At 69.7% G+C, this 26,035-nt stretch carries 25 protein-coding genes and 1 tRNA gene; 18 read left to right on the plus strand and 8 right to left on the minus strand.

The annotated features are described in order from the left end of the window. From AB0269_RS04310 to AB0269_RS04325, 4 genes are read left to right on the plus strand one after another with little or no spacing between them, the layout of a single operon-like run. A complete protein-coding gene (locus AB0269_RS04310) occupies positions 1 to 2,034 on the plus strand; it encodes a biotin carboxylase N-terminal domain-containing protein (RefSeq protein ID WP_366210020.1) in 2,034 nt (677 codons plus the stop codon). Beyond that, the gene (locus tag AB0269_RS04315) at positions 2,031 to 3,179 is read left to right on the plus strand and encodes an acyl-CoA dehydrogenase family protein (protein WP_366210021.1); all 1,149 of its coding nucleotides are present in this window, start codon (positions 2,031 to 2,033) and stop codon (positions 3,177 to 3,179) included. The genes AB0269_RS04310 and AB0269_RS04315 overlap by 4 nt, the downstream gene beginning before the upstream one ends. Beyond that, entirely contained in the window at positions 3,176 to 3,664 is a 489-nt protein-coding gene (locus AB0269_RS04320; RefSeq protein ID WP_366210022.1) for a MaoC family dehydratase, read from the plus strand. Before AB0269_RS04315 ends, AB0269_RS04320 begins: the two co-directional genes overlap by 4 nt. Position 3,665: 1 nt before the next feature. After that, entirely contained in the window at positions 3,666 to 4,469 is an 804-nt protein-coding gene (locus AB0269_RS04325) for a CoA ester lyase (protein ID WP_366210023.1), read from the plus strand. Here AB0269_RS04325 and AB0269_RS04330 read toward each other — a convergent pair. Together AB0269_RS04330 and AB0269_RS04335 are read right to left on the minus strand one after the other, a co-directional pair. After that, the gene (locus AB0269_RS04330; RefSeq protein WP_366210024.1) at positions 4,466 to 5,050 is read right to left on the minus strand and encodes a histidine phosphatase family protein; all 585 of its coding nucleotides are present in this window, start codon (positions 5,048 to 5,050) and stop codon (positions 4,466 to 4,468) included. The two genes, AB0269_RS04325 and AB0269_RS04330, sit on opposite strands and share 4 nt — an antisense overlap. Beyond that, positions 5,047 to 5,874, minus strand: a complete 828-nt coding sequence (locus AB0269_RS04335) for a Sir2 family NAD-dependent protein deacetylase (RefSeq protein WP_366210498.1) — start codon at positions 5,872 to 5,874, stop codon at positions 5,047 to 5,049. The genes AB0269_RS04330 and AB0269_RS04335 overlap by 4 nt, the downstream gene beginning before the upstream one ends. A gap of 43 nt (positions 5,875 to 5,917) precedes the next feature. On the opposite strand from AB0269_RS04335, the gene AB0269_RS04340 reads away from it, so the two are divergent. Next, on the plus strand, positions 5,918 to 6,727 hold the full coding sequence (locus AB0269_RS04340; RefSeq protein ID WP_366210025.1) for an RNA methyltransferase: 810 nt from the start codon (positions 5,918 to 5,920) through the stop codon (positions 6,725 to 6,727). A gap of 5 nt (positions 6,728 to 6,732) precedes the next feature. Here AB0269_RS04340 and AB0269_RS04345 read toward each other — a convergent pair whose 3' ends face one another. Beyond that, the gene (locus AB0269_RS04345) at positions 6,733 to 7,563 is read right to left on the minus strand and encodes an SGNH/GDSL hydrolase family protein (RefSeq protein WP_366210026.1); all 831 of its coding nucleotides are present in this window, start codon (positions 7,561 to 7,563) and stop codon (positions 6,733 to 6,735) included. 69 nt (positions 7,564 to 7,632) lie between these two features. On the opposite strand from AB0269_RS04345, the gene AB0269_RS04350 reads away from it, so the two are divergent. Both AB0269_RS04350 and AB0269_RS04355 read left to right on the plus strand, forming a co-directional pair. After that, positions 7,633 to 9,375, plus strand: coding sequence for a DEAD/DEAH box helicase (locus AB0269_RS04350; RefSeq protein WP_366210027.1), 1,743 nt, complete (start codon positions 7,633 to 7,635; stop codon positions 9,373 to 9,375). A gap of 136 nt (positions 9,376 to 9,511) precedes the next feature. Continuing rightward, positions 9,512 to 10,609 carry a VIT1/CCC1 family protein gene (locus tag AB0269_RS04355; RefSeq protein ID WP_366210028.1) on the plus strand — a complete coding sequence of 366 codons (1,098 nt, stop codon included), beginning with the start codon at positions 9,512 to 9,514 and terminating at the stop codon, positions 10,607 to 10,609. A 57-nt stretch (positions 10,610 to 10,666) separates the two neighbouring features. Here the strand turns inward: AB0269_RS04355 and AB0269_RS04360 are convergent. Continuing rightward, positions 10,667 to 10,750 (minus strand) — tRNA-Leu (locus tag AB0269_RS04360). 110 nt (positions 10,751 to 10,860) lie between these two features. On the opposite strand from AB0269_RS04360, the gene AB0269_RS04365 reads away from it, so the two are divergent. Both AB0269_RS04365 and AB0269_RS04370 read left to right on the plus strand, forming a co-directional pair. Beyond that, a complete protein-coding gene (locus AB0269_RS04365) occupies positions 10,861 to 12,156 on the plus strand; it encodes a M20/M25/M40 family metallo-hydrolase (protein ID WP_366210029.1) in 1,296 nt (431 codons plus the stop codon). Positions 12,157 to 12,202: 46 nt separating this feature from the next. After that, positions 12,203 to 13,030 (plus strand): undecaprenyl-diphosphate phosphatase, encoded by an 828-nt coding sequence (locus AB0269_RS04370; RefSeq protein WP_366210030.1) that lies wholly within the window; start codon positions 12,203 to 12,205, stop codon positions 13,028 to 13,030. A 48-nt stretch (positions 13,031 to 13,078) separates the two neighbouring features. On the opposite strand, the gene AB0269_RS04375 is transcribed toward AB0269_RS04370, so the two are convergent. Then, positions 13,079 to 13,933, minus strand: coding sequence for a PAC2 family protein (locus AB0269_RS04375; RefSeq protein WP_175986363.1), 855 nt, complete (start codon positions 13,931 to 13,933; stop codon positions 13,079 to 13,081). 118 nt (positions 13,934 to 14,051) lie between these two features. Here AB0269_RS04375 and AB0269_RS04380 point away from each other — a divergent pair, with 118 nt between their 5' ends. The 9 genes from AB0269_RS04380 to lnt are packed head-to-tail and all read left to right on the plus strand — an operon-like array spanning position 14,052 to position 23,838. Then, the gene (locus tag AB0269_RS04380) at positions 14,052 to 14,732 is read left to right on the plus strand and encodes an HAD family phosphatase (protein WP_366210031.1); all 681 of its coding nucleotides are present in this window, start codon (positions 14,052 to 14,054) and stop codon (positions 14,730 to 14,732) included. Next, positions 14,729 to 15,742 carry a tRNA (adenine-N1)-methyltransferase gene (locus AB0269_RS04385; protein WP_366210032.1) on the plus strand — a complete coding sequence of 338 codons (1,014 nt, stop codon included), beginning with the start codon at positions 14,729 to 14,731 and terminating at the stop codon, positions 15,740 to 15,742. Before AB0269_RS04380 ends, AB0269_RS04385 begins: the two co-directional genes overlap by 4 nt. Positions 15,743 to 15,752: 10 nt before the next feature. Then, on the plus strand, positions 15,753 to 16,730 hold the full coding sequence (locus AB0269_RS04390) for an FKBP-type peptidyl-prolyl cis-trans isomerase (RefSeq protein WP_366210033.1): 978 nt from the start codon (positions 15,753 to 15,755) through the stop codon (positions 16,728 to 16,730). After that, positions 16,730 to 17,716, plus strand: coding sequence for a WYL domain-containing protein (locus AB0269_RS04395; RefSeq protein ID WP_366210034.1), 987 nt, complete (start codon positions 16,730 to 16,732; stop codon positions 17,714 to 17,716). The genes AB0269_RS04390 and AB0269_RS04395 overlap by 1 nt, the downstream gene beginning before the upstream one ends. Continuing rightward, positions 17,716 to 18,687: a WYL domain-containing protein gene (locus AB0269_RS04400; RefSeq protein ID WP_366210035.1), complete on the plus strand. Its 972-nt coding sequence runs from the start codon at positions 17,716 to 17,718 to the stop codon at positions 18,685 to 18,687. Before AB0269_RS04395 ends, AB0269_RS04400 begins: the two co-directional genes overlap by 1 nt. 53 nt (positions 18,688 to 18,740) lie before the next feature. Continuing rightward, positions 18,741 to 18,998: a twin-arginine translocase TatA/TatE family subunit gene (gene tatA / locus AB0269_RS04405; RefSeq protein ID WP_366210036.1), complete on the plus strand. Its 258-nt coding sequence runs from the start codon at positions 18,741 to 18,743 to the stop codon at positions 18,996 to 18,998. Between the two features lie 54 nt (positions 18,999 to 19,052). Then, positions 19,053 to 19,820, plus strand: a complete 768-nt coding sequence (tatC, locus tag AB0269_RS04410; protein WP_366210499.1) for a twin-arginine translocase subunit TatC — start codon at positions 19,053 to 19,055, stop codon at positions 19,818 to 19,820. Continuing rightward, entirely contained in the window at positions 19,817 to 22,291 is a 2,475-nt protein-coding gene (locus tag AB0269_RS04415) for a DEAD/DEAH box helicase (protein ID WP_366210037.1), read from the plus strand. Before tatC ends, AB0269_RS04415 begins: the two co-directional genes overlap by 4 nt. Positions 22,292 to 22,302: 11 nt before the next feature. Further along, positions 22,303 to 23,838: an apolipoprotein N-acyltransferase gene (gene lnt, locus AB0269_RS04420; RefSeq protein WP_366210039.1), complete on the plus strand. Its 1,536-nt coding sequence runs from the start codon at positions 22,303 to 22,305 to the stop codon at positions 23,836 to 23,838. On the opposite strand, the gene AB0269_RS04425 is transcribed toward lnt, so the two are convergent. The 3 genes from AB0269_RS04425 to AB0269_RS04435 form a co-directional block, all read right to left on the minus strand. Further along, complete coding sequence (locus AB0269_RS04425) at positions 23,835 to 24,218, minus strand: RNA polymerase-binding protein RbpA (protein WP_366210040.1); 384 nt, start codon at positions 24,216 to 24,218, stop codon at positions 23,835 to 23,837. The two genes, lnt and AB0269_RS04425, sit on opposite strands and share 4 nt — an antisense overlap. 113 nt (positions 24,219 to 24,331) lie before the next feature. Then, positions 24,332 to 25,102, minus strand: a complete 771-nt coding sequence (locus AB0269_RS04430; protein WP_366210041.1) for a glycerophosphodiester phosphodiesterase family protein — start codon at positions 25,100 to 25,102, stop codon at positions 24,332 to 24,334. Continuing rightward, a complete protein-coding gene (locus tag AB0269_RS04435; RefSeq protein ID WP_366210042.1) occupies positions 25,099 to 26,022 on the minus strand; it encodes an SPFH domain-containing protein in 924 nt (307 codons plus the stop codon). The genes AB0269_RS04430 and AB0269_RS04435 overlap by 4 nt, the downstream gene beginning before the upstream one ends. Positions 26,023 to 26,035: the final 13 nt, after the last annotated feature.

The following is a 26,035-nucleotide window of genomic DNA, read 5'->3' on the forward strand; positions in this document are numbered from 1 at the left end:
ATGAATTCTGAAACAGGCGTCCCGCCGGTCCACCCGGTCCCTGACGCTTCGACAAGCTCTGCGGTCGACGGGTTCGAGACCGTCCTCGTCGCCAACCGCGGCGAGATCGCCCGGCGCATCATCCGCACGCTCCGCTCGCGCGGCCTGCGCAGCGTCGCCGTGTACAGCGACGCCGATGCGGACGCCCCGCACGTGCGCGAGGCGGACACCGCGGTGCGGCTCGGGCCGGCGCCGGCCGCCGAATCCTACCTCGACGTGGACGCCGTCCTGCGGGCCGCGCGCGAGAGCGGGGCACAGGCACTCCATCCCGGGTACGGGTTCCTCTCCGAGAGCGTGGCACTGGCTCAGGCCTGCGCCGAGGCCGGGATCGTGTTCATCGGCCCGTCGACCACGGCGCTCGAGATCATGGGCGACAAGGTCACGGCTCGCGAACAGGTCGCCGCTCGCGGCGTGCCGGTCGTGCCGGGGTTCGACGCGACGGGACTCTCCGACGACCAGATCGCGCTGCGCGCCGCCCAGGTCGGCTACCCGCTGCTCGTCAAGCCCAGCGCCGGCGGCGGCGGAAAGGGCATGGAGGTCGTCGTCGACGAGACCCACCTGGATGCCGCTCTCGGCACGGCACGGCGCGTCGCGAAGGCGGCGTTCGCGGACGACTCGCTGCTGCTCGAGCGGCTGATCGCCCGCCCCCGTCACATCGAGGTGCAGGTGTTCGGCGACGCGCACGGCACGGTCATCGCCCTCGGCGAGCGCGAGTGCACGCTGCAGCGACGGCACCAGAAGGTCATCGAGGAGGCGCCCTCGGCCGGACTCTCAGGCGAGGTGCGCGAGCGGCTCTTCGACGCGGCGGTCCGTGCCGCTGAGAGCGTATCGTACGTCGGCGCCGGAACCGTCGAGTTCCTCGTCGACGCGGATGCTCCGGACGAGTTCTTCTTCATCGAGATGAACACGCGACTGCAGGTGGAGCATCCGGTCACCGAGGAGGTCACCGGGCTCGATCTCGTCGCGCTGCAGCTCGCGGTCGCAGCGGGGGAGCGGGTGCCGTCCGCACCGCCCGTGACCGGGCACGCCGTCGAGGCGCGCATCTACGCAGAGTCCCCCGAGCGGGGGTTCCTGCCACAGGCGGGGAGCATCCTGCGCTTCGACGCGCCCTCCGACGTGCGTGTGGATGCCGCCATCGAGACGGGCAGCGAGGTCACCGGCTTCTACGACCCGATGATCGCCAAGGTCATCGCGCACGGAGCCGATCGTGCATCCGCGCTGGCGCAGCTCGATGCCGCGCTGTCCGAGACCGTGATCCTCGGCGTGGAGACGAACATCGCCTTCCTGCGCGCACTCGTGACGAACGAGCGCGTGGTCTCCGGCGACCTCGACACCGCGCTCATCGAGACGCTGCTGCCCGTGTCGTCCGCCGCGCCCTCGGCGGGCATGCTGGCGGCCGCGAGTATTGCTCTGCACGACGAGAATGGCGCTGCCGATAGCATTCCCGAGGCGCAGGGGCATTCTCGCGGCGGCCGAGCGGGAGCCGTGTGGGCGGCGCTGACGGACGCGGGGGCGCGGGACGTGGCGTTCCTCACGGACGCGGGGGACGTCGCGGATGCGGGTGACGTCGCGGATGCGGCGGACGCGGAGGCAGCGGCTTCCCTCCCCACCGCGCTCGATGCCGACGGCGCCGTCTGGGTGAGCGAGGCAGGGCGCTCGGTGCGACTGCGTCCGCTCGACCGCCGAGCGCGGATGCTGCACCGCCTGTCCGCACGAGAGTCCGCCGCCGCAGCGACCCATCCTGACGCCCGCGCTCCGATGCCCGGCAACGTCGTCGCCGTGCACGTCGAGGACGGCCAGACCGTCGCGGCGGGCCAGCCGTTGGTCTCGATCGAGGCGATGAAGATGGAGCATCCCGTGCTCGCACCGCACGACGGCACGGTGCACCTGGCCGTCGCCGTCGGCCACCAGGCGCGCCGCGACCAGGTCGTCGCCACCGTCACCGCACATGATCCCGAAGCATCTGAACCCGAATCATCTGAAGGAGCAGCATGACCATCGACCTCACCGAGGAGGAGCTCGAACTCAGCGCCATGGTGCGCGAGTTCGCCGACACCGTCGTCGCGCCGCAGGCGTACGAGGCCGACCGCACGCACACCCTGTCGATGGACGTGGTCGCCCAGATGGGTGATCTGGGGCTGTTCGGGCTGCCGTTCCCCGAGGACGTCGGCGGACAGGGCGGCGACTACATGGCGCTGTGCCTCGCGATCGAGGCGCTCGGACGCGTCGACCAGTCGATCGCCATCACCCTGGAGGCCGGGGTCAGCCTCGGCGCCATGCCGATCTTCCGGTTCGGGAACGATGGGCAGCGCAGCGAGCATCTGCCCGATCTGCTCGCCGGCCGGGCTCTCGCCGGCTTCGGTCTCACCGAACCGGAGGCGGGCAGCGACGCCGGCGCGACCCGCACGACCGCCCGCCTGGACGGCGACGAGTGGGTGATCGACGGCTCGAAGCAGTTCATCACCAACTCGGGCACCCCCATCACGCGTTTCGTCACGGTCACGGCGGTGACCGGCAGCGCCGACGGGCGCAAGGAGATCTCGACGATCATGGTGCCCAACGGGACGCCGGGATTCACGGTCGAACCCGCCTACGACAAGGTCGGCTGGCACGCCTCCGACACGCATCCGTTGACGTTCGACGGCGTCCGAGTTCCGGCGGAGAACCTCGTCGGCGAGCGCGGATCGGGATTCAAGAACTTCCTCAGCATCCTCGACGAGGGCCGCATCGCGATCGCCGCACTGTCCACCGGTGCCGCGGAAGGATGTCTGGAGGCGGCCGTCGAGTACGCCAAGAGCCGCACGGTGTTCGGGACCGCGCTCAGCACGCGGCAGAACGCGCAGTTCACGCTCGCCCGCATGCGCGCCCGCGTGCACACCGCCCGCCTCGCCTGGCACCACGCGGCCCGGCTCCGCGATGCCGGCGAGCCGTTCGCGGAGGCTGCGGCGATCGCGAAGCTCACGGCGGGGGATGCCGCGATGGACAACGCCCGGGATGCGACCCAGATCTTCGGCGGCAACGGGTTCATGAACGAGTTCTCGGTCGGCCGGCACTATCGTGACTCGAAGATCCTCGAGATCGGGGAGGGGACGACCGAGGTGCAGCTGCTGGTGATCGCGCGCGGATTGGGGCTCATGTGACCGACACGGGTGAAAGAGACATCCTCCAGCGCGGCCTGTACTTCGAGGAGTTCGAGGTCGGGGCGCGCTATCTCCACCGGCCGGGCCGGACGGCCACCGAAGCCGACAACGTGCTGTTCACGACGCTGACCATGAACACCCAGGCGCTGCATCTGGACACCGCCTTCGCGGAGCAGCAGGAGTTCGGTCAGCGGCTCATGAACTCGATGTGGACGCTGTCGACCATGGTCGGTGCATCCGTCGCCCAGCTCACGCAGGGCACCCTGGTCGCGCAGCTCGGATTGGGGGAGGTCGGCTTCCCGCATCCGCTGTTCGCGGGCGACACGCTGTACACCGAGAGCGTCATCACGGACAAGCGCCGCTCGAACTCGCGCCAGGGTCAGGGCGTCTGCACGATTGCGCACACCGGTCGCAATCAGGAGGGTGTGGTCGTCGCCACGGCCGTCCGCACCGTCCTCGTCCATTGCGCACCCGAGGCGGACTGAGATGTTCGAGCTCGGCCCCGCACTGCTGTTCTGCCCTGGCGACCGTCCCGAACGCTTCCGGAAGGCCGCGGCGCGAGCGGATGCCGTCATCCTCGATCTCGAAGACGCCGTCGCGCCGGACGCGAAGGGGGTTGCGCGGGACCATGTCGCGGCATCCGACCTCGACCCCGCCCGGGTGATCGTGCGCGTCAACGCCCCTGACACCCCGGAGTTCGCGGACGACCTCGCCATGCTCGCAAGGTCGCCGTTCCGCACGGTGATGGTCGCCAAGACGGAGGATCCGTCCGCCCTGGACGCCTTCGACGCATCGTTCTCGCTCATCGCGCTCTGCGAGACGGCCAGGGGCGTCAGCGCGGCAGCGGCGATCGCTGCGCACGACCGGGTGGTCGCGCTCATGTGGGGCGCAGAAGACCTCATCGCCTCCCTCGGCGGCACCTCGAGCCGCCTTTCCGACGGCCGCTACCGGGATGCCGCCCGCTACGCCCGATCCCGCGTGCTGATGGAGGCCGGCGCGCACGGCAAGTCGGCGATCGACGCCGTGCACATCGACATCGAGGACGTCGACGGCTTGGCCGCCGAGGCGGCGGATGCTGCGGCATCCGGGTTCCGGGCGACGGCATGCATCCATCCCGGCCAGGTCGCGACGATCAGGGCGGCGTATGCCCCGGATGCGGAAACGCTGGCATGGGCCCGCGACGTCCTGGCGGCCGCCGAGGGGGAGCGGGGCGTCTTCCGGTTCCGGGGACGCATGATCGACGAGCCGCTGCTGCGGCACGCACGGTCGGTCGCCGGGCGCGGGGTCTAGACGGTCACCGGCTCCAGGAGGCGAAGCAGGCCCGGTGCCGCCGCGAAGCGGTGCAGGGAGCCGTTGCGGAGGATCTCGCCCTCGCGCGGGAGCGTGCCACCCGAGGCGTGATGCAGCAGCGACCGGATCACTCCGCCGTGCGTGACGACGATCACGGACTCCGCCAGCGGTGCCGAACGGCGCCGCGATGCTCGGGCGATGATGTCGAGTGCTCCCAGCGCCCGGTCGCGGACGACGCCGAGCGTCTCGGCACCGGACGGTGCGGCCTGCCAGTTCTCGAAGCGCTCGAGGTACTCGTCGACCAGCATGCCCTCGCCCTCGCCGAACTCGCGCTCCCGCATGTCGTGCGACAGCCGGGGTTCGGCGAGGCCGAGGCGGGCGGCGATGATGCGCGCGGTCTCCTGCGCACGGACGAGCGGACTCGCGTAGATCGCATGATGCTCGGTCGCGCCGAGCGCGTCGGCGGCCGCGGCGGCATCCGCCCGCCCGGTCTCGTTCAGTGCGATGTCGGTGGAGCCCTGGATGCGACGGGCGAGATTCCAGTCGGTCTGTCCGTGGCGGACGAGTGTGATGAGGGTCACTGGAGCAGCTCCTGCAGCTTGGGGATCACGTCACCGGTACCGCCGGCGAGGACGACGTGCGCCCACTGGTCGGCGCGCGTGGGCTCGCGGTTGACGATGATGAGGGGGATGCCGCGGCGACGGGCGCGCTCGACGAGCCGCACGCCCGAGTTCACGACGAGCGACGAACCTGCAACGATCAGCGCCTCGCTGCCGCGCAGCAGGGACTCCGCTGCGCGGAACCGGTCGGTGGGGACGAACTCGCCGAAGAAGACGACATCGGGCTTGAGCATCCCGCCGCAGACCGTGCACGCCGGCACGACGAAGCCGTCGCTGCTCTCGGGTGCGACGTCGCCGTCGGGGTTGAGGACGATGTTCTCCGGCACGGTGATCCAGGGATTGAGCTCCTCGATCTGCGTGGCGATGTCGCGGCGATCGAACACCTGGCCGCAGCGCAGGCACAGGACGCGGCGCATCGTGCCGTGCACCTCGACGACATGGGAGCTGCCGGCGCGCAGATGCAGGCCGTCGACGTTCTGGGTGATGATCCCCGACACGACATCGTCGCGCTCCATCTGGGCGAGGGCGAGATGCGCGGCGTTCGGTCGTGCGGACGCGAACGCCCGCCAGCCGAGGTGCCCTCCGACCCAGTACCTGCGCCGTGCGGACTCGTCGGCGAGATAGCGCTGACCGGTCATGGGATCCGCCCGCGTGCGCGCGCCCTCACCGCGGTAGGCGGGGATGCCGGAATCGGTGGAGATGCCCGCACCCGTGAGGACGGCGATGCGGCGACCGCGGAGGAGTTCGGCGGAGCGTTCGACGCCGTCTGCCAGCTCGGCACTCATCGTCACGCTCACGGAACCTCCTCGTCGAGTCTACGGTGAGGAGATGCACATCGAGCACGTCCACGACGCCGCAGACCCGCGTCTGGCGGAGTACCGCGGTCTCACCGACACGGCGCTGCGCCGCCTCCAGGAGCCCGAGGGCGGCCTCTACATCGCCGAATCCGCGAAGGTCATCGAGCGCGCCGTCGCCGCAGGCCACGCGCCGCGCTCCGTCATGACGCAGGCGCGCTGGGTGCCCGGGCTCGAGGAGACGCTCGCCGAGCTCGATGCGCCCGTGTACGTCGTACCGGACGCGGTCGCGGAACAGGTCACCGGTTTCGCGGTGCATCGCGGGGCGCTGGCCTCGATGCACCGACCCGCACTCCGCCCGCTCGACGAGGTCCTACGCGACGCCCGCCTCGTGCTCGTGCTCGACGATCTGATCGAGCACACCAACGTCGGAGCGGCGTTCCGCGCGGCAGCAGGCCTCGGAGCGGATGCCGTGATCGTCAGCGAACGCTGCGCCGACCCGCTCTATCGCCGCAGCGTCAAGGTGAGCATGGGCACCGTGTTCCAGGTGCCGTGGACCCGGCTCGCCGCCGGTGCGTCGCCGGCTGAGGCGCTGCGAGCCCAGGGATTCGACATCGCCGCGCTGGCGCTGCGCGACGACGCCGTGCCGCTGGACGCCTACGCCGCGCAGCGCCCCGCGAAGGTCGCGCTCATGCTCGGCACCGAGGGCGACGGACTCTCCGCGGCGGCGATGGCGGCGGCCGACGTCGTGGTCACGATCCCCATGCGCGGCGGCGTGGACTCGCTCAACGTCGCCTCCGCGGCTGCCGTCGCGATCTGGGAGCTCACGCGCCCGGAGCGCTGATCCGGCTAGTCGTTGTCGGCGACGAGGATCACCGGTGACGGCTCGGGCCGCTTGGCCGAGATCGCGTCGCCGGACGACTGGTGACGCAGGCGCCGGAGCACCCACGGCACGAGGTGCTCGCGCGCCCAGCCGAGGTCCTCCGCCCTCGCCTCGCGCCACGTGCGCACGGGGAGGGGATCGGGCTGCATGGCCTGCAGGTCGTTGGGCACGTTGAGGGCGCGCAGCACCATGCGGGCGACCTCGTGGTGGCCGAGCGCGTTGAAATGCAGACGGTCGTCGTCGAAGAAGCGCGCGTCCTGCACGGTCTTGAGCGCCCACTGATCGGCGACGATGCAATCGTGCCGCTCGGCGATCGCGCGGACGTTCTCGTTGTAGATCGCGACCTTGCCGCGGAACGGGCGGAACACCGGTGTGAAGCCGGTGTCGATGCCGGTGAACAGGATGATCGCAGCTCCGGTGGATGCCAGCCGCGAGACGGCATCGTCGAGCTGCGCGGCGATCTCGTCGGGGTCGGTGCCGGGGCGGATGACGTCGTTGCCGCCGGCGCAGATCGAGACGAGGTCCGGCCGCAGGGCGACGGCCGGCTCGATCTGGTCGGAGACGATCTGTGCGATCAGCTTCCCTCGAACGGCGAGGTTCGCGTAGGCGAAGTCGTCGACCTGCGCGGCCAGGACCTCGGCGACGCGGTCGGCCCAGCCTCGGTGGCCGCCCGGCGCATTCGGATCGGGGTCGCCGATGCCCTCGGTGAACGAGTCGCCCACGGCCACGAATCGGTGCCAGGGGTGCGGCCCGTCGTTCGCGACGAACGGTGTCCTGGAGGATTCCGGGTCTGTCATCACTTGCTCCTTCGACAGGCATCGAGCCTAGTACGCCCCATGTCTGCGACAGCGATTACCCTTGATCCGATGCTCTCTCCGTCCTTCCCTCAGCGCGCCCCATGGGGGACGGCGGACAAGCTCCGTGCGTGGCAGCGGGAGGCCCTGGACCTCTATTTCACGCGGGATCAGCGCGATTTCCTCGTCGCCGCGACCCCGGGTGCAGGCAAGACCACCTTCGCGCTCACGCTCGCCGTGGAGCTCCTGCGCATGGGCGAGGTGAACCGCGTGATCGTGGTGGCGCCGACCGAGCACCTGAAGACCCAGTGGGCCGACGCCGCGGCGCGCGTGCACATCCGCCTGGACCCCCGGTTCAAGAACAGTCACTGGGCGCCGTCGCGGCAATATCACGGCGTGGTCGTCACGTACGCGCAGGTCGCGGCCAAGCCGTCGGTGCACCGCCATCTCACCGAGGACGCGAACACGCTCGTGATCCTCGACGAGGTGCACCACGGCGGGGATGCGCTGAGCTGGGGCGACGGCATCCGCGACGCCTACGGGCCCGCCAAGCGCCGCCTGTCGCTGTCGGGCACGCCGTTCCGCAGCGACACGGCGCCCATCCCGTTCGTCACCTACGCGCCCGATGAGTCCGGTGCGCGCATCTCGACCACCGACTACGCCTACGGCTACGGCAGGGCCCTCGCCGACGGCGTCGTGCGGCCCGTGCTCTTCCACATGTACTCCGGCAAGATGCGCTGGCGCACCAGCGCGGGAGATGAACTCGAGGCGAATCTCGGGCAGGACAACACCAAGGACGTCACATCCCAGGCCTGGCGCACGGCCCTCGACCCCGAGGGCGAGTGGATGCCGGCCGTGCTCTCGGCGGCGGATCGCCGGCTGACCGAGATCCGCCATCATGTGCCGGACGCCGGCGGGCTGGTGCTCGCCACGGACCAGACCGTCGCCCGCGCCTACGCGAAGATCCTGCACAGCATCACCGGGCAGCAGCCGACGATCGTGCTCTCCGACGACGCGACAGCCTCTGAGCGCATCGAGAAGTTCAGTCAGAACGACTCACGGTGGATGGTCGCCGTGCGCATGGTGTCCGAAGGCGTCGACGTTCCGCGCCTCGCAGTGGGCGTCTACGCCACATCATCCTCGACGCCGCTGTTCTTCGCGCAGGCGATCGGCCGATTCGTGCGAGCCCGGCGCCGCGGCGAGGCGGCGAGCGTGTTCCTCCCGAACGTCCCGGTGCTCATGGGCCTCGCGAACGAGCTCGAGAAGCAGCGCGACCATGCTCTGGATCGTCAGAGCAAGGACGAGGACGGCCTCGAGGACTCCCTGCTGGAGAGCGCCAACCGCGAGGAAGAGGCGTCGGACGCCCTCACGCAGGAGTTCAGCTATCAGGCGATCTCTTCGCTCGCGCATTTCGACCGGGTCGTCTTCGAGGGCAAGGAGTTCGGGCAGCTCGCAGAACCGGGCACGCCCGAAGAGGAGGAGTTCATCGGCATCCCCGGCCTCCTCGAGCCCGAGCACGTGCACGAGCTGCTCATGCACCGCCAGTCTCGGCAGTCCAAACTCCGTGCCGCGCGCGAGGCCGCGGAAGGTCCGGAGCAGACGACGACACTGCCTCCGCCGCTGCACCGGACCCTCCGGGAGCAGCGTCAGCTCCTCAACAGCCTGGTCGGTCTGTACGCACGGCAGGCGGGAGAGCCGCACGGCGCCGTGCACGCTGAGCTGCGCCGGTTGTGCGGGGGGCCGGCGGTCGCGCAGGCCACGGTCGCCCAACTGCAGCAGCGCATCGATCTGCTGCGCAAGCGCGTCCGCTCCTGATCGGTCCCTGAGCCCGTCGAAGGGTTAGGAACCCCGAAATGCTGGCAATCCGGGGATTTCGGGATGATGCGCGACCCCCCGCGGCTAGCGTTGAGAGTGCCGGATGGCATCCTTTCCCACTCGACCTGGAGGACATATGAGCGCGCCCGCAAGCGCCCAGCCCACCGAGGCCGATCGACGCCGTTGGACGCGCTACCTCGTCGAGGAGCGCGCCGAGGGCCTGGTCTACCAGAAGCTCGCCGACCGCAAGACGGGGGAGGAGCAGGAGATCCTGCAGAGCCTCGCGGACGCCGAACGGCGGCACGAGCAGCACTGGCTCGAACTGCTCGGCGGCGAACCGTCCAGGCTCCCGAGAGCCGGGGTGCGGACGAGACTGCTGGCCTGGATGGCCGGGCGGTTCGGCTCGATCTTCGTCCTCGCGCTGGCGCAGAACGCCGAGGCGCGCTCGCCCTACGACACCGAGACCTACGCGACGCCCGCCATGCGCGCCGACGAGAAGATCCACTACGAGGTCGTGCGCGGTCTCGCCGCTCGTGGACGCCGACGGCTGTCCGGGTCGTTCCGGGCCGCGGTGTTCGGTGCGAACGACGGCCTCGTCAGCAACCTCGCCCTCGTGCTCGGCATCGGAGCCACGGGCGTCTCGTCGAGCTTCGTACTGTTCAGCGGCATCGCGGGCCTGCTGGCCGGCGCCCTGTCGATGGGGGCAGGAGAGTTCGTGTCGGTGCGATCGCAGCGCGAGCTCCTCGCCTCGACCGAGGCCAACGAGGACGCCGCGCAGTCGGCCGGTGATCTCGACATCGACGAGAACGAGCTGGCGCTCGTCTATCGGGCGCGCGGGATGGATCAGGGCGAAGCCCTCGCCCGCTCCCGCAGGATCATCGCGGCCGCTCAGGAGGGCGTGCGCCGCACGACGACCGGACCGATCCGTGCGCACCTCGGTGCCGATCACGAGATCGTGGGCAGCGACTGGACCGCCGCCCTGTCGAGCTTCGCGCTGTTCGCCTCCGGTGCGATCATCCCCGTGCTGCCATGGATCTTCGGCCTGCAGGGACTCACGGCGATCCTCGTGGCTCTGCTTCTCGTCGGTGTCGCGCTGCTGGCGACCGGCGCCATGGTCGGCATCCTGTCCGGCGGTCCGCCGCTGCGCCGGGCGCTGCGTCAGCTGGCGATCGGGTTCGGCGCCGCCGCGATCACCTACGTGCTCGGCCTCGTGTTCGGCGTCGGGGCGGTCTGACCCCCCCCTGCCGGCAGATACGAGAAAAGCCCCCGGTGAAGGGGGCTTTTCTGTCTGTGCGCGGAGCGGGACTTGAACCCGCACGCCCTATTCGGGCACTAGCACCTCAAGCTAGCGCGTCTACCATTCCGCCACCCGCGCAGGTGGTGAAGGCCGTTGCCGACCGAAGAGAAACATTACCAGGTTTCCCGAGCGCCGACGAACCGGGGCGCGCCCCGGGCGCGCCGATGCGCCTTCGATAGCCTGGAGGCATGTCCGAACCGCAGCATCCGGAGGTCGCCCTCATCGCGCGCGACCTGATCCGCATCGACACGTCGAACTTCGGCGGCGGACGGGCTGCGGGCGAGCGCGAGGCGGCCGAGTACGTCGGCGCGTACCTCGAGTCCGTGGGCCTGACGCCGGAGTATTACGAGCCGGTCCCGCGCCGCACCAACGTCATGGCGCGCGTGCCCGGCCGTGATCCGAGCAAGCCCGCGCTCGTCGTCCACGGTCACCTCGACGTTGTCCCCGCGATGGCGGAGGACTGGAGCGTCGACCCGTTCTCGGGCGAGATCCGCGACGGGATGCTGTGGGGCCGCGGCGCCGTGGACATGAAGAACATGGACGCCATGATCCTCACCTCCGTCGCCGACATCCTGCGCGCAGGGGAACAGCCGGAGCGCGATCTCGTCCTGGCGTTCTTCGCCGACGAGGAGAACGGCGGCGTGGAGGGCTCAGCGCTCGTCGTGAAGGATCGCCCCGAATGGTTCGCGGGCGCCACCGAGGCGATCAGCGAGGTCGGTGGATACTCGATCTCGGTCGACGACCGCCGGGCGTATCTGCTGCAGGTGGGGGAGAAGGCGCTCATCTGGATCCGGCTCGTCGCACAGGGCCGCGCAGGGCACGGCAGCCGTCTGCACGAGAACAACGCCATCGTGAAGCTCGCCGGAGCCGTGGCGGCGATCGGAGCGGCCCGATGGCCGATCCGCCTGACGCCGACGACCGAGGCCCTGCTTCGCGGTCTCGCCGACCTCACCGGCGGTTCGCTCGACGACCCCGACGCGCTTGCGAGCGCCGCCGGTCCCGCCGAGGCGTTCCTGCGGTCGACGTTCCGCACGACGACGAACCCCACGGTGCTCACCGCCGGGTACAAGCACAACGTGATCCCGGAGCGCGCCGAGGCGCTCATCGACGTCCGGGTGATACCCGGAACGGAGGACGACGTGCTCGCCGAGCTGCAGCACATCGTCGGCGACGACATCGTCATCGAGACCGTCGTCCGCGACATCGGCATGGAGACGCCGTTCGCCGGCGCCCTCGTCGACGCGATGGTCGGGGCACTGGGCCGTCACGACCCCGGCGTCCCCGTCATCCCGTACCTGCTCGGGGCGGGGACGGACAACAAGGCGCTCACGACGCTCGGCATCACCGGCTACGGCTTCGCGCCGCTGCGGCTGCCCGCGGATCTGGACTTCACGGGTATGTTCCACGGCGTGGACGAGCGCGTGCCCGTAGAATCGCTTGTCTTCGGTCAGCAGGTGCTGACCGACCTCCTGCGCACGTACTGACGCGCTCCGCAGACCCGACGCCCCCGCACTACCAGAAGGCCAACGCATGCATCTGCTCGAAGCGCTGTTCCTCGGCATCGTCCAGGGACTGACCGAGTTCCTCCCCATCTCGTCCAGCGCCCACCTGCGCATCGTCGGGACCTTCACCGGCTCCGGCGAGGACCCCGGAGCGGCGTTCACCGCGATCACCCAGATCGGCACGGAGGCCGCCGTCGTCGTCTTCTTCTGGCGCGACATCGTCCGCATCATCGGGCACTGGTTCCGGTCGCTGGTCGGCAAACTGCCGCGCAACGATCCTGACGCCCGCATGGGCTGGCTGATCATCATCGGCAGCATTCCGATCGTGCTCCTCGGGCTCCTGTTCCAGGACCAGATCGAGACGGTTCTGCGGTCGATGTGGATCGTGGCGATCATGCTCATCGCCTTCGGCATCCTGCTCGGCATCGCCGACTACGTCGGCGCCAAGCGGCGCCGCCTCGACCAGATCACCTACCCGCACGGCATCCTTTACGGCCTCGCACAGGCGCTCGCGCTGATCCCCGGCGTCTCGCGCTCGGGCGGAACCATCACGATGGGGCTGTTCCTCGGGTACGAGCGGGCTGCGGCAGCGCGCTACGCGTTCCTGCTCGCGATCCCCGCGGTGTTCGGCAGCGGCTTCTACCAGCTGTTCAAGAGCTGGGACGCGCCCGACCAGTACTTCACGATGGAAGAGACGATCGCCGCCACCGGCATCGCGTTCGTCGTGGCACTGGGCGTGATCGCGTTCTTCATGAACTGGATCTCCAAGCGGAGCTTCCTGCCGTTCGTGATCTACCGGATCCTGCTCGGCGTCACGCTGCTCGTGCTGCTCAGCACCGGCGTGATCGCCGGCTGATCGGCCCGTCGCTGACCCTTCGACAGGCTCAGGGGTCGAAGCGGGAGGCTACTTCTTGCGGTCGCCGGGGCCGTCGTCGCGGCGGCGGAGGTAGCGCTCGAATGCCTGCGCGATAGCGTCGCCCGACGCCTCCGGCGAATCCCACGTGTCGCGAGTGCGCTCGAGCTGGTGGATGTACTCGGTCATCTCCTCGTCGTCTGCCGCTGCGGCGTCGATCGAGGCCTCCCAGGTCGCGGCATCCGTCCGAAGGCCCTCGCGCGGCATGTCGACGCCTGTGAGCTCCTCGAGCCGGTCGAGCAGCGCCAGTGTCGCCTTCGGAGACGGGGCGGCGGACGCGACGTAGTGCGGCACGCTCGCCCAGAGCGTGGCGCTCGGTATGCCTGCGCCCTCGGCGAAGTGCTCGATCACGCTGAGGATGCCGACCGGGCCCTCGTAGAGCGATCGCTCGAGGCCCAGCGACTCGCGCACCTGCTCGTTGGAGCTCGCGGCGAAGATCGAGATCGGCCTGGTGTGCGGCACGTCGGAGAGCATGGCGCCGAGGAGGATGAAGCCGGTGACGTCGTCGCGGAGCGCGATGTCGATGAACTCGTTCGCGAACGCCTGCCAGGTACGGGCGGGTTCGACGCCGGTCAGCAGCCAGAACTCCGGTGCGCCGGCGACAGGTTCGCCGCGCGGGCGCCAGAGCGCCGCTTCAGGCCAGCGCAGTTCGCGCCTGCCCGTGGCATCCATCTTCGAAGACGGCCGGGTGTACTGGTAGTCGAAGTAGAGCTCGGGGTCGACGGAGTGGACGAGCTCGTAGTCGCCGCTCTCGCGCAGTGCCTCGACGGCGCCGCTGGCGGCTTCGCCGGCGTCGTTCCAGCCGTCGAAGGCCACCACGACGATGCGGTCTCCGAGTGCATCCATCCGGTCTCTCCCTTCGACGACGGAATGCGGCTATCCCTCCAGGCTAGTCCGCCCCTGGCGCTCCGGGCGGTGCACCCTGCCGGACAGCCGCGAAGGATCCCCCGGATAGCATGGTCGGGTGAGTCAGAAGCCGCAGGCAGTCCTCTGGGACATGGATGGAACGCTGGTCGACACCGAGCCGTACTGGATGGCGTCGGAGACCGCACTGGTCGAGTCGTTCGGCGGAACGTGGTCGCACGAGCAGGCGCTGCAGCTCGTCGGCAGCGGCCTCGACGAGAGCGCGGAGATCCTTCGAGCCGCGGGCGTCGACATGGCGGGTGACGCCATCGTCGACCACCTCACGGATGCTGTGCGCCGGCTTCTCGAGACGCGCGGCGTGCCGTTCCGGCCCGGGGCGCGGGAGTTGCTCCGCGACCTCCAGGACGCCGGCATCCCTTCTGCGCTCGTCACGATGTCGCTCGGCCGGATGGCTCGCAGCGTCGTCGACCTCATCGGCTTCCCCGCCTTCGACGTCGTCGTCCCCGGCGACGAGGTCGACAGCCCCAAACCGCACCCCGAGCCGTATCTGAAGGCGGCGCGGCTCCTCGACATCGACATCGCCGAGGCGCTCGTGATCGAGGATTCCCCGACCGGGCTGCGCGCAGGCCTCGCTTCCGGTGCCGTCACCCTCGGCGTGCCGCACATCGTCCCGCTCGACGGGCTCGGCGCCCACGCGCTGTGGCCGACGCTCGAGGGACGCACGGCGTCCGACCTGATCGACCTGCACTCCGCGGTCACGAGCGCGGGGGTGCGCGGATGACCGCCGCATCGCGCCCCAGCGGTCCGTTCCGCGAAGGGGACCGGGTCCAGCTGACCGGACCCAAGAACCGGCTGCACACGATCACGCTCACCGCTGACGGCGAGATGCACACGCACCACGGCGTGCTCTTCCACCGCGACCTGATCGGCCTGCCGGACGGATCCGTGGTGACCAACAGCTCGGGCCACGAGTACCTGGCTCTGCGGCCGCTGCTGCGCGACTTCGCGATGTCGATGCCGCGGGGAGCTGCGATCGTCTACCCGAAGGATGCCGCGCAGATCGTCATGCAGGCGGACATCTTCCCCGGGGCGACGGTCGTCGAGGCCGGGGTCGGTTCCGGCGCGCTGTCGCTGTCGCTGCTCCGGGCGATCGGTCCCGCCGGGCGTCTGGTGTCGTTCGAGCGACGGGACGACTTCGCCGATGTCGCGCGGTCGAACGTCGAGACGTTCTTCGGTGCGACCCCGGACACCTGGGACGTCGTGGTCGGCGACCTGCAGGCGGCCCTGCCCGATGCCCTTCCGGGCGGGAGCGTCGATCGCGTGGTGCTCGACATGCTCGCACCCTGGGAGGTCATGGACGTCGTCGCCGAGGCTCTGACGCCCGGGGGAGTGGTGCTCTGCTACGTCGCCACGGCCACCCAGCTCTCGCGCGTCGCGGAGTACATCCGCGGCACCGGACGCTTCACGGATCCCGACGCCTCGGAGACCATGGTGCGCGGCTGGCACGTGGAGGGCCTCGCCGTGCGCCCCGACCACCGGATGGTCGCTCACACCGGATTCCTCCTCACGGCGCGACGCCTCGCACCGGGGACGATCGCGCCGGAGGTCAAGCGCCGCGCATCGAAGTCCAGCTACGGTGACGAGGACGTCGAACTGTGGACGCCAGGCGCTGTCGGCGACCGCGACATCACCGACAAGAATCTGCGCAAACGTGCTCGGGAAGCGGCCAGGGCCGCCGAGGGCGCGCGCCGGGCCGCCGCGTCGCGCGACGGAGACGGGTCTGCGCAATAGACTGGAGCGCGTGCGTAAAACCTCAGCCGCTCTGGCCACACTCGCCCTCGCCGTCGTCGCCCTGACGGGATGCACCGCCGGGCCCGCCTATCAGGGCGCGAGCTGCGACCGGGTTGCCGCGAGCACCGGCATCGAGGATCTCGCGAACATCTCCGGCGAGATCGGCACGAAGCCGGATGTCGAGCTGTTCACGCCGGTCGGCGGCGAGTCCAGCACGTTCGGCGACGTCGTGGTCGGCGACGGGCGCGCACTGACGAGCCCCAGCCAGAGCGCGGTGTTCGAGTTCTCGCTGTTCTCCGGCAAGACCGGTGAGCCGGTCGCCGGCACCGCTTACGACGACGAGCGCGCGAGCCTGGCGAGCGTCGGATACTGGGAGCAGATCGTGCCCGCATTCGGGACGGCGCTCGAGTGCGCGACCGAGGGCTCCCGGGTCCTGTCCGTCGTCACGCCCGAGGACTTCGGCGCAGCGAACCTCGAGGGCTTCGGCCTCGACGCGGACGAGCCCGTCGTGGCGGTGTTCGATGTCGTGAAGGTGTTCCCCAGCCGCGCCGAGGGCTCGCCGCAGTACAACGACGCCGCCGGCATGCCGACCGTGGTCCGTGCCGCCGACGGGCGCCCCGGGGTCATCGTCCCCGACAGTTCGGCGCCCACCGATCTCACCGTTCAGACGCTCATCAAGGGCGACGGGCAGAAGGTCGCCGAAGACGACAGCATCCTCGTCAACTACACCGGTGTCCTGTGGAACGAGCGCACCGTGTTCGATTCGTCCTGGGACCGGGGCACGGCAGCCACATTCGACATGGCCGGAGTCATCCCCGGCTTCACCCAGGGACTCGCCGGTCAGACCGTCGGCTCGCAGGTGCTGCTCGTGATCCCCGCCGAGCTCGGATACGGCGAGCAGGGCGGCGGCTCGGTGCCGCCGAACTCGACGCTCGTGTTCGTCGTCGACATCCTCGGCATCGACCCTCCCGCCTCGGCGCAGCAGTGATGGCCGCCCGGATCCCGCCTGAAGAGCGTCAGACGAATCTCGTCGTGGCGCTCATGGCCACGGAGATCGGGCTGACCAAGCAGCAGATCCTCGACAGCGTGTCGGGCTATCGTCAGCGCGCCGAGACCGGCACGAGGACGGACGCCCTCGAGAAGATGTTCGAGCGCGACAAGGACGAGCTGCGCACGCTCGGCGTTCCGATCGAGACGATCGGCGATTCGAGCGACCCGAACGACCTGCGCGAGGCACGGTACCGCATCCCGAAGGCCGAGTACGACCTGCCGGAGGACATCTCGTTCAGCGCTGCCGAGCTCGCCGTGCTGCAGCTGGCCGGAAGCGTCTGGAGCGCGGAGTCCGCCTCGGCTGATGCGCAGGCCGGCGTCCGCAAGATCCGCGCGCTGGGGATCGACGGCGATGAGCCGATCATCGGGTTCGCCCCACGGATCACCACGCGTGAGAGCAGTTTCGCCCCGTTGCAGACGGCGATCGAGGAATGCCGGATCGTCACGTTCGAGTACCTCAAGCCCGGTGAGAGCGCTCCGCGCACGCGTACCGTCGCGCCGCTCGCTCTGCTCGACTTCGAGGCCCGCTGGCACGTGTACGGCATCGACCAGAATGCCGACGGAGAGCGCACGTTCCTCCTCAGTCGGATCGTCGGCGAGGTGTCGTCGACGCGCAAGAGCTTCGACCCCTCGCTCCGCGACGGAGCAGGGGAGCGCGCCCTCGCAGGCCTCGAAGAGGTCGCAGCACGCCATTCGGCGCTTCTGGAGATCACACCCGGCACCGAGGCGGCGCTGCGGCTGGGGCGTCGGGCGACCCCGGCGACGCAGGGGTTCAGCATCCCCTACGTCGACGTGCACATCCTCGCCGACGAGCTCGCGTCCTACGGTCCCGAGGTCAGGGTCGTCGATCCGCCGCAGCTGCGCGACGCGGTGATCGAGCGGCTGACGGCGATCGTCGCCGCCCACGCAGGGGAGGGGGAGTGATGGCGGACAAGCCCAAGCCCCTGCTCGCTGCGGATCGCGTGCGCGCGTACCTGACGCTCGTGCCGTATCTCCTTGAGCGCGGACAGGTCTCGCTCGAGGAGGCGGCCCGCGAGTTCGCGGTGTCCACGACCGACATGCGCGGCATGATCGAGAAGCTCACGGTCATCGGCCTGCCCGGCGACAGCGGCTACTGGCAGCAGCCGCACGAGCTGTTCGACATCAACTGGGATCTTCTCGACGACGAGGACGTCATCGAGATCACGAACGACGTCGGGCTCCGCCGCGTGCCCCGCTTCACCGCACGGGAGGCGGCTGCGCTGCTCGCAGGGCTCCAGATGGTCGCGGCGGTTCCCGCCGTCTCCGACTCCGGACTGGTCGCGGGCCTGCTGGCGAAGCTCGCGCGCGCAGCGGCGAACGCTCCTGCCGAGGTCGTCATCGCCCCCGGCGCGGTGGACGAGGTGCGCGACGCGGTCGCGTCAGCGCTGAACCAGGGCGTCGCGGTCTCGTTCCGCTATCACGCGCCGGATGTCGCGCCCACGACGCGCACGGTCGATCCGGTCCAGGTGCTCATCACCGACGGCCAGTGGTACCTGCAGGGCTGGTGCCACCTCCGCAAGGCCATGCGCACGTTCCACCTCGACCGGGTGAGCGAGCCCGCACTGACCGACATCCCGATCACGCACGCCGACGCGCCGGTGCCGGACGGCTTCGGTACCGGCGATGCCGACTCCGAGGTCACCGTGCGCATCCCCGGGCGCCTCGTGCCACTGCTGGGCGACTACGTCCGCGCGGACAACGCGACAGACGACGGCGACGACGTGATCGTCCGCATCCGCCTGTCCGACCCGCGCGCCATCAAACGGGTCGCCGGACGCTTCGGCGGGCAGCTCGAGGTCTCGGAGCCGCACGTCGCACGCACCGCGACGCGGGACTGGGCCGCGGCCGGACTCGCCCTGTACGCGAACCCGTGACGAAGGATGCCCGGGTAGACTGACAGCACGCCGCCCCAATCGAGGAGCAATCCATGGGTAACCTATTCGCCGGTCCGCATCTGTGGATCATCCTGATCATCATCCTGCTGCTGTTCGGTGCTGCGAAGCTTCCTGCACTCGCGAAGAGCATGGGTCAGTCGGCGCGCGTCTTCAAGGGTGAGATGAAGGCGATGAAGGAGGACGATGCGCAATCGGCGACGTCGACCGCCGCGGAGCCGCAGCCGACCAGCACCGTTCAGCCCCCGATCGACCGTCCCGCCGATCAGGACACGCCTCCACGCAGTTCGTAGCCGGTGACCGAGCTCGACGCACCGGCATCATCGGAGGGCAGACGCGACCGACGGATGTCGCTCGGCGCGCATCTGAAGGAAGCTCGGCGACGGCTGATCATCGCCGTCATCGGCCTCGCGGTCGGGATGGTGATCGCGTTCTTCGTGACCGATCCCATCATCTGGTACATCACTGAGCCGATCAGGATCCTGGACGCCAGACGCGGAACGGAGACGCCCTTCGCGCAGTTCGTCTTCTCAGGCGTCTCATCCGCGTTCGACCTGCGGCTGCGCATCTCGTTCGCCATCGGTCTGCTCCTGTCAGCTCCCGTGTGGCTCTGGCAGATCTGGGCGTTCATCATGCCGGGGCTGACGCGCAAGGAGATCCGCTACACGGTCTCGTTCGTCGGCGCCGCGATCCCGCTCTTCTTCGGGGGTGCGTACGTCGCGGTCCTCGTCGCCCCGCACGTCATCGAGATCATGTCGAACTTCGTGCCCGAGGGCGGCGTGAACTACTTCAACGCCAAGGAGTACTACGACTTCATCTTCAAGTTCATCATCGTGATCGGGGTCGCATTCGTCCTGCCGGTGTTCATGGTCGCGTTGAATTTCGCGGGGCTTCTCTCCGGTCGTGCGATGCTCGGCGGCTGGCGATGGGCTGTCCTGGTCGCTTCGCTCTTCGCCGCGATCGCGACACCAGCGGCGGACATCTTCTCGATGCTGCTCCTGGCCGGCATCCTCATCGTGCTCTACCTCGCCGCGAGCCTCCTCTCTCTCCTTCTCGACCGCAGACGGCGCAAACGCGCCGGACCCGACGGCCTCCTCCCGGAAACGGACGCATGAGCTCTCCCGCCGAACGCTACGCGGCCGCGCGCGACGCCGCGGCGCACCCGCAGACAGCCGCGTTCGCGGCGCGCCAGAAGTTCGATCTCGATCCTTTTCAGATCGAGGGCTGCCACGCGCTCGAGCGGGGCAACAGCGTGCTCGTCGCGGCCCCGACCGGCGCGGGCAAGACGATCGTCGGGGAGTTCGCGATCCACCTCGCGATGCAGACGCCGAACGACAAGGCCTTCTACACGACCCCGATGAAGGCGCTCTCGAACCAGAAGTTCCGCGAGCTCGTCGACGTCTACGGCGCCGAGAACGTCGGGCTGCTCACCGGCGACACGAACATCAACGGCAACGCCCGCATCGTCGTGATGACTACCGAGGTGCTGCGCAACATGATCTACGCGGACTCGGCGGCGCTGGGCAGTCTGCGCTTCGTCGTGATGGACGAGGTGCACTACCTCGCCGACCGCTTCCGGGGCGCCGTGTGGGAAGAGGTGATCATCCACCTGCCCTCGTCGGTCAGGCTCGTGTCGCTGAGCGCGACGGTGTCGAACGCCGAGGAGTTCGGCGACTGGCTCGACACCGTGCGCGGCGACACGGAGGTGATCGTCTCGGAGACCCGCCCCGTGCCGCTCGAGCAGCACGTGCTGGTCCGCGACGACCTGCTGCCGCTGTTCGACGACCGCGCCGGCGTCGCGACGGCCACGGTGAACCAGGAGCTCATGCGCATCCGCTCGTTCACCGGGTCGCGATATGAGAGCAACCGTCAGGCCCAGTCGTACAGCAGCGCACGGCACGCCGGGCGTCAGGCGCAGCGGCCTCCGCGCGGGGGCCGCCGACCCGTGCGATCGGCGAACGCGCAGCGGATCGAGCGGATGGACCGGCCCGACGTCATCCAGCTCCTCGAGCGCACGAATCTGCTCCCGGCGATCTTCTTCATCTTCAGCCGCGTGGGCTGCGACGCCGCCGTGCAGCAGGTGCGCAGATCCGGCATCAGGCTGACCACACCCGAGGAGCGGCGCGAGATCCGCGAGTTCGTCCAGGAGAGCACGCGCACGCTTCAGGATGAGGACCTGGGCGTCCTCGGTTACTTCGAATGGCTCGACAATCTCGAGCGCGGCGTGGCGTCCCACCACGCAGGGCTCCTGCCGGCGTTCAAGGAGGTCGTCGAGGAGCTGTTCCGCCGCAAACTCGTCAAGGTCGTCTTCGCGACGGAGACCCTGGCGCTGGGCATCAACATGCCCGCGCGAACGGTCGTCCTCGAGAAGATGGAGAAGTTCAACGGCGAGGCGCGCGTCGCCATCACGTCGGGGGAGTACACCCAGCTGACCGGCCGCGCAGGGCGCCGCGGGATCGACGTGGAAGGCCACGCGGTCGTGCAGTGGACCGAGGGCATGGACCCGCAGGCTGTCGCAGCCCTCGCCTCGCGCCGCACCTACCCGCTGAACTCCAGCTTCCGGCCGACGTACAACATGGCCGTGAACCTCATCGACATGTTCGGCCGCCCGCGCGCCAGGCAGATCCTCGAGTCGTCGTTCGCTCAGTTCCAGGCCGATCGCGCGGTCGTCGGCCTCGCCCGTGAGGTCCGAGAGGCCGAGGCCTCGCTCGAGGGATACCTGAAGGCGATGACGTGCGAGCACGGAGACTTCCTCGATTACGCCGGCATCCGTCGCGAGCTGAGCGACCTCGAGAAGAAGAACAAGCAGGACGCGCACGGGCCTCGCGCCGCGCGCGACAAGCGCCTGAAGAAGATCCAGTCGCTGCGCACGAGGATGCAGCGGCACGGATGCCACCGCTGCCCCGACCGCGAGGCGCATGCCCGCTGGGCGGAGCGGTACTGGAAGCTCAAGCGGCAGACCGATCGGACGCGGCGTCAGATCGAGAACCGCACCGGAACCGTCGCGCGCGTCTTCGACCGGGTGGTCGAGGTGCTCGCCGCTCTCGACTACGTCACGGGTGACGGCGACGAGACGGCCCTGACGGATGCCGGGCGCACCATGCGCCGCATCTACGGCGAACGAGACCTGCTCGTGGCCGAGTCGCTGCGTCAAGGGCTGTGGAAGGGGCTGGACGCGCCCTCGCTCGCCGCCATGGCATGCTGCCTGGTCTACGAACCCCGACGCGACGAGGCCGGGGCGGGGGAGCGCGGACTGCCGCGCGGAGCGTTCCGCAGCGCATACGAGAAGACCGCCGAGCTGTGGTCGGAGCTCGACGATCTCGAGCAGGCGCACAGCCTGCCGGGCAGCGAGCCGCTCGCGGCGGGACTCGCCGGTGCGATGCACTCGTGGGCACGCGGTGCTCAGCTCGATCGCGTCCTCGTCGATGCCGACATGGCCGCAGGAGACTTCGTCCGCTGGGCGAAGCAGACCATCGATCTGCTCGATCAGCTCTCGATCGTCGCCGAGGACCTCGGCATCGCGCGCATGGCGCGGCAGGCCCTGGACGGCGTGCGCCGCGGCATCGTCGCGTACTCCTCGATGTGAGGCCGGTACGGATGCCATCGACCTCTCCCGCTGAGCCCGCACGACGGCGCGCCCTGCTGCCGCTGTGGGCGGCCGTCCCGGTCGCGGCTCTCGCCGGCTGGCTCATGGATCTCGCGTACCCGTCGGTCGGCGCGTGGATCCTCGCGTTCCCCGCTGCAGGGCTGCTGCTGCTCGCGCTCATCGGGCGCCGGTTCTGGGCGGCGATGCTCGTCGGGCTCGCCTACGGCGCGGTGTTCTTCTTCCTGCTCGTGTCGTGGACCTCGCGCTACCTGGGCGTGATCCCGTGGGCCGCATTGGCGTCTCTGGAAGCGGCGCTCACGGCGGTCGCCGTCACCCTCATCACGCTCGCGTACCGGTGGATTCCCCGGGCGTTCCCCGGAACCCTCGCGCGTCTCGTGCTGCTTCCGGCTGTCGTGGGGGCGCTGTGGGTGCTCAGAGAGCTGCTGCTCGGTTCCTGGCCGTACACAGGGTTCCCCTGGGCCCGATTGGGGATGACGCAGTCCGAGAGCCCGCTCGCCGCGCTGTCGTCGTGGGTCGGCGTGAGCGGGCTGAGCTTCCTCATGGTGTTCGCCGTCGCGATGCTGATCGAGAGCGCGCGCCTCCGCCTCTGGCGGCGCCCGGTGCGCCTGATCGCACCGGCGGTCGTGCTCCTCGTGCTCTTCGCCACTCCGACCTTTCCCACCGCGGATGCGGGAACCATGCGCATCGGCGCCGTGCAGGGGAACGGTCCGACGGGCTACTTCGACGATCGAGAGCCGTACGCCGTCGTCCAGGCGCAGACCGATGCCACCCAGCCGCTGTACGGCGAGGACATGGATCTGCTCGTCTGGCCGGAGGGGGGCCTCGGCGGGGACCCGTTCCAGGACGAATCCCTGGCTCGCCGCATGACCCTCATCGCCAATCGTGTCGATGCGCCGTTGCTCGCCAACGCGGCGACCGCTCGCGGTGACGAGTTCTTCAACACCTCCATGCTGTGGCAGCAGGACGGCACGGCCGAGCAGACGCACGACAAGCGCTTCCCCGTGCCTTTCGGCGAGTACGTGCCCGACCGCGAGTTCTACAACGCGATCGTGCCGGACCTCATCGGCCTGATCGGCCGCGAGTACTCCCACGGCACCAATGCGCCGCTGGTGGAGGTGGACGGCGTGCCGGTCGGGCTCGCGATCTGCTTCGACGTGATCTACGACCAGGTGATCGCCGAGGGTGTCTCCGGCGGCGCGCAGGTGCTCGTCTTCCAGACGAACAACGCCGACTTCCGCGGCACGGACGAGAATCTGCAGCAGCTCGCCTTCGCCCGGATGAGGGCGATCGAGACCGGCCGCAGCGTCGTGAACATCTCCACGGTCGGGACGAGTCAGATGATCACCCCGAGCGGGCGGACGATCGCGTCCCTGGACGCAGATGAGGCCGGAGCCCTGCTCGAGAATGTCGAGCTCCGCTCCGGCCTCACCGCTGGTGTGATCCTCGGCCCCTGGGTGCAGCAGGTGCTGCTCTGGGGCGGTCTGGGCGCGCTCCTCGTCGGGTGGTGGCGCGCCCGGCGCCGCTAGGCGCCGATCTTCTCGCGGGTGGGGTCTTCCCCTGCTCCGCGGCGTGCGCGGATGAACGCGAGACGCTCCTCGAGGAGCTCCTCGAGCTCGGCGCGCGTGCGGCGCTCCATCAGCATGTCCCAGTGCGTGCGTGCGGTCTTCTCGTCGGCGGCATCCGGGGTGATCGTCTTGCCGTCGACGCTGAGCACGGCCTCGGCGCCGCAGGAGCGGCACTCCCACTTCTGCGGGGGCTCTGCGTCTGCGGCGAACATCAGCGATGTCGTGCTGCCGCAGGTGTCGCACTTGTAGGTGGTCTCGCGGCGTTCCATGAACACGACGCCCTCTTCGCTCTGTAGGCTCTGGGCGCCGAGTCGGATGCCGCGCAGGCTGCGATCTGCCATTGTGTGGTCCTCTCGTCGACCTCAGGTATACCGCTCTCGCCTGTGCGCGCGCTCAACGCTCCAGCGATCACGGCGGGATTCACAGTCGAATCCCAGCCCTCGCCGAGCGGAGGTCAGTTCAGGGTCCGCAGCGCGACATCCGCCCGATCGGTGACGATGCCGTCGACGCCGAATGCGACGAGGCGCTGCATGTCATCGGGGTCGTTCACCGTCCAGACGTGGACCTCGACATCGTGCCGGTGGGCGGCCCGCAGCAGACCCGGCGTGAGCACACGGACGGGGCCGTAGGTCTCAGGGATCTGCAGGGCGTCGATGTCGCGCAGAACGCGCGCCGGCGAGAGCCGCAGCGCCGTGAGCAGTCGCATGAGCATCATGCTCGAACGCCCGGCGGAGGTCGCGGGCCGCATCGTCGCCCCGGCATCCAGGACGGACGCGATCGCACGCCTCCGCCGGTCATCCGAGAAGCTCGTCAGGAGCACGCGCTCCGCATGCGGGGCGATGATCCGGCCCAGGGGAGCGGCGACGGCATCCGTCTTCACGTCGATGTTGAAGCGCGTCTCCGGGAAGGCCTCGAGCATCTCCGCCACCGTGAGGAGGCCGCCGTGCGGAGCGAAGATCTCGACGAGCTCCGCCGTCCGCACCTCGTCGACGCGGCGAGGGTCGCCGGCGACACGCTGAAGGTCGTCGTCGTGGAACAGCACGACGTCGCCGTCGGCCGTCACCTGGCAGTCGGTCTCGACGTACTCGGCGCCGGCCGCGTGCGCCGCGGCGAACGCGCCCGCCGTGTTCTCCCAGACGATCGGCCCGGTGCCCTCGCCCACGGCGAGACCGCGGTGGGCGAGGATGCGCGGGTGTCGTACCTTCGTGAAGTACGGGTGCGTCACGCGCCGGTCGGGGGCGTCTGGCCGCCGGGACGCGGCGTGAAGGCGCTGCCGATGCCCTTGAGCGCCTCGGTGAGCTCACTCGGAACGATCCAGAGCTTGCTCGACTCGCTGTCGGCGATCTTGGGCAGCATCTGCAGGTACTGGTACGCGAGCAGCTTGTCATCCGGGGCGCCCTGGTGGATGGAGGCGAACACGTTCTGGATCGCCTCGGCCTCACCCTGTGCGCGCAGCACCGCAGCCTGCTTGTCGCCCTCGGCGCGCAGGATCTCGGCCTGCCGCGCACCCTCCGCCTCGAGGATCGCGGACTGCTTGGTTCCCTCGGCGGTGAGGATCGCTGCGCGACGGTCCCGCTCGGCGCGCATCTGCTTCTCCATCGAGTCCTGGATCGACAGGGGCGGGTCGATCGCCTTGAGCTCGACGCGTCCGACGCGGATTCCCCACTTGCCGGTCGCCTCGTCGAGCACGACGCGCAGCTGACCGTTGATCTCGTCGCGGCTGGTCAGGGCCTCTTCGAGGTTCAGTCCCCCCACCACGTTTCGGAGGGTGGTGGTCGTGAGCTGCTCGACCGCGCCCAGGTAGTTCGCGATCTCGTAGGTCGCGGCCCTGGCGTCGGTCACCTGGAAGTAGACGACCGTGTCGATCGAGACGACGAGGTTGTCCTCGGTGATCACCGGCTGCGGCGGGAACGAGACGACCTGCTCGCGCATGTCGATGAGCGGACGCAGCCGATCGATGAACGGCACGAGGATGTTCAGGCCGGGTGTGAGGGTCTTGTGGTAGCGGCCGAGGCGCTCCACGACGCCGGCGGTCGCCTGGGGGATGATGCGGATCGATCGTGCGACGGTCACCACCACGAAGATGATGACGGCGATCGCAAGGATCCAGCCGATCGTTGTCGGGATGAACGATGCGTCGTTCACGGGGGTTCTCCTC

The organism is Microbacterium sp. NPDC077644 (assembly GCF_040702785.1).
GTDB lineage: Bacteria > Actinomycetota > Actinomycetes > Actinomycetales > Microbacteriaceae > Microbacterium.

Coding starts and splice junctions, on each gene's coding strand:
- AB0269_RS04375 (WP_175986363.1), bottom strand. CDS start 13,933: ATGGATGCACTCGGAGACCGCATCGTCGTGGTGGCCTTCGACGGCTGG.
- AB0269_RS04355 (WP_366210028.1), top strand. CDS start 9,512: ATGAGCGCGCCCGCAAGCGCCCAGCCCACCGAGGCCGATCGACGCCGT.
- lnt (WP_366210039.1), top strand. CDS start 22,303: ATGCCATCGACCTCTCCCGCTGAGCCCGCACGACGGCGCGCCCTGCTG.
- AB0269_RS04315 (WP_366210021.1), top strand. CDS start 2,031: ATGACCATCGACCTCACCGAGGAGGAGCTCGAACTCAGCGCCATGGTG.
- AB0269_RS04345 (WP_366210026.1), bottom strand. CDS start 7,563: ATGACAGACCCGGAATCCTCCAGGACACCGTTCGTCGCGAACGACGGG.
- AB0269_RS04365 (WP_366210029.1), top strand. CDS start 10,861: ATGTCCGAACCGCAGCATCCGGAGGTCGCCCTCATCGCGCGCGACCTG.
- AB0269_RS04425 (WP_366210040.1), bottom strand. CDS start 24,218: ATGGCAGATCGCAGCCTGCGCGGCATCCGACTCGGCGCCCAGAGCCTA.
- AB0269_RS04325 (WP_366210023.1), top strand. CDS start 3,666: ATGTTCGAGCTCGGCCCCGCACTGCTGTTCTGCCCTGGCGACCGTCCC.
- AB0269_RS04310 (WP_366210020.1), top strand. CDS start 1: ATGAATTCTGAAACAGGCGTCCCGCCGGTCCACCCGGTCCCTGACGCT.
- AB0269_RS04385 (WP_366210032.1), top strand. CDS start 14,729: ATGACCGCCGCATCGCGCCCCAGCGGTCCGTTCCGCGAAGGGGACCGG.
- AB0269_RS04415 (WP_366210037.1), top strand. CDS start 19,817: ATGAGCTCTCCCGCCGAACGCTACGCGGCCGCGCGCGACGCCGCGGCG.
- AB0269_RS04340 (WP_366210025.1), top strand. CDS start 5,918: ATGCACATCGAGCACGTCCACGACGCCGCAGACCCGCGTCTGGCGGAG.
- tatA (WP_366210036.1), top strand. CDS start 18,741: ATGGGTAACCTATTCGCCGGTCCGCATCTGTGGATCATCCTGATCATC.
- AB0269_RS04400 (WP_366210035.1), top strand. CDS start 17,716: ATGGCGGACAAGCCCAAGCCCCTGCTCGCTGCGGATCGCGTGCGCGCG.
- AB0269_RS04335 (WP_366210498.1), bottom strand. CDS start 5,874: ATGAGTGCCGAGCTGGCAGACGGCGTCGAACGCTCCGCCGAACTCCTC.
- tatC (WP_366210499.1), top strand. CDS start 19,053: ATGTCGCTCGGCGCGCATCTGAAGGAAGCTCGGCGACGGCTGATCATC.
- AB0269_RS04395 (WP_366210034.1), top strand. CDS start 16,730: ATGGCCGCCCGGATCCCGCCTGAAGAGCGTCAGACGAATCTCGTCGTG.
- AB0269_RS04370 (WP_366210030.1), top strand. CDS start 12,203: ATGCATCTGCTCGAAGCGCTGTTCCTCGGCATCGTCCAGGGACTGACC.
- AB0269_RS04350 (WP_366210027.1), top strand. CDS start 7,633: ATGCTCTCTCCGTCCTTCCCTCAGCGCGCCCCATGGGGGACGGCGGAC.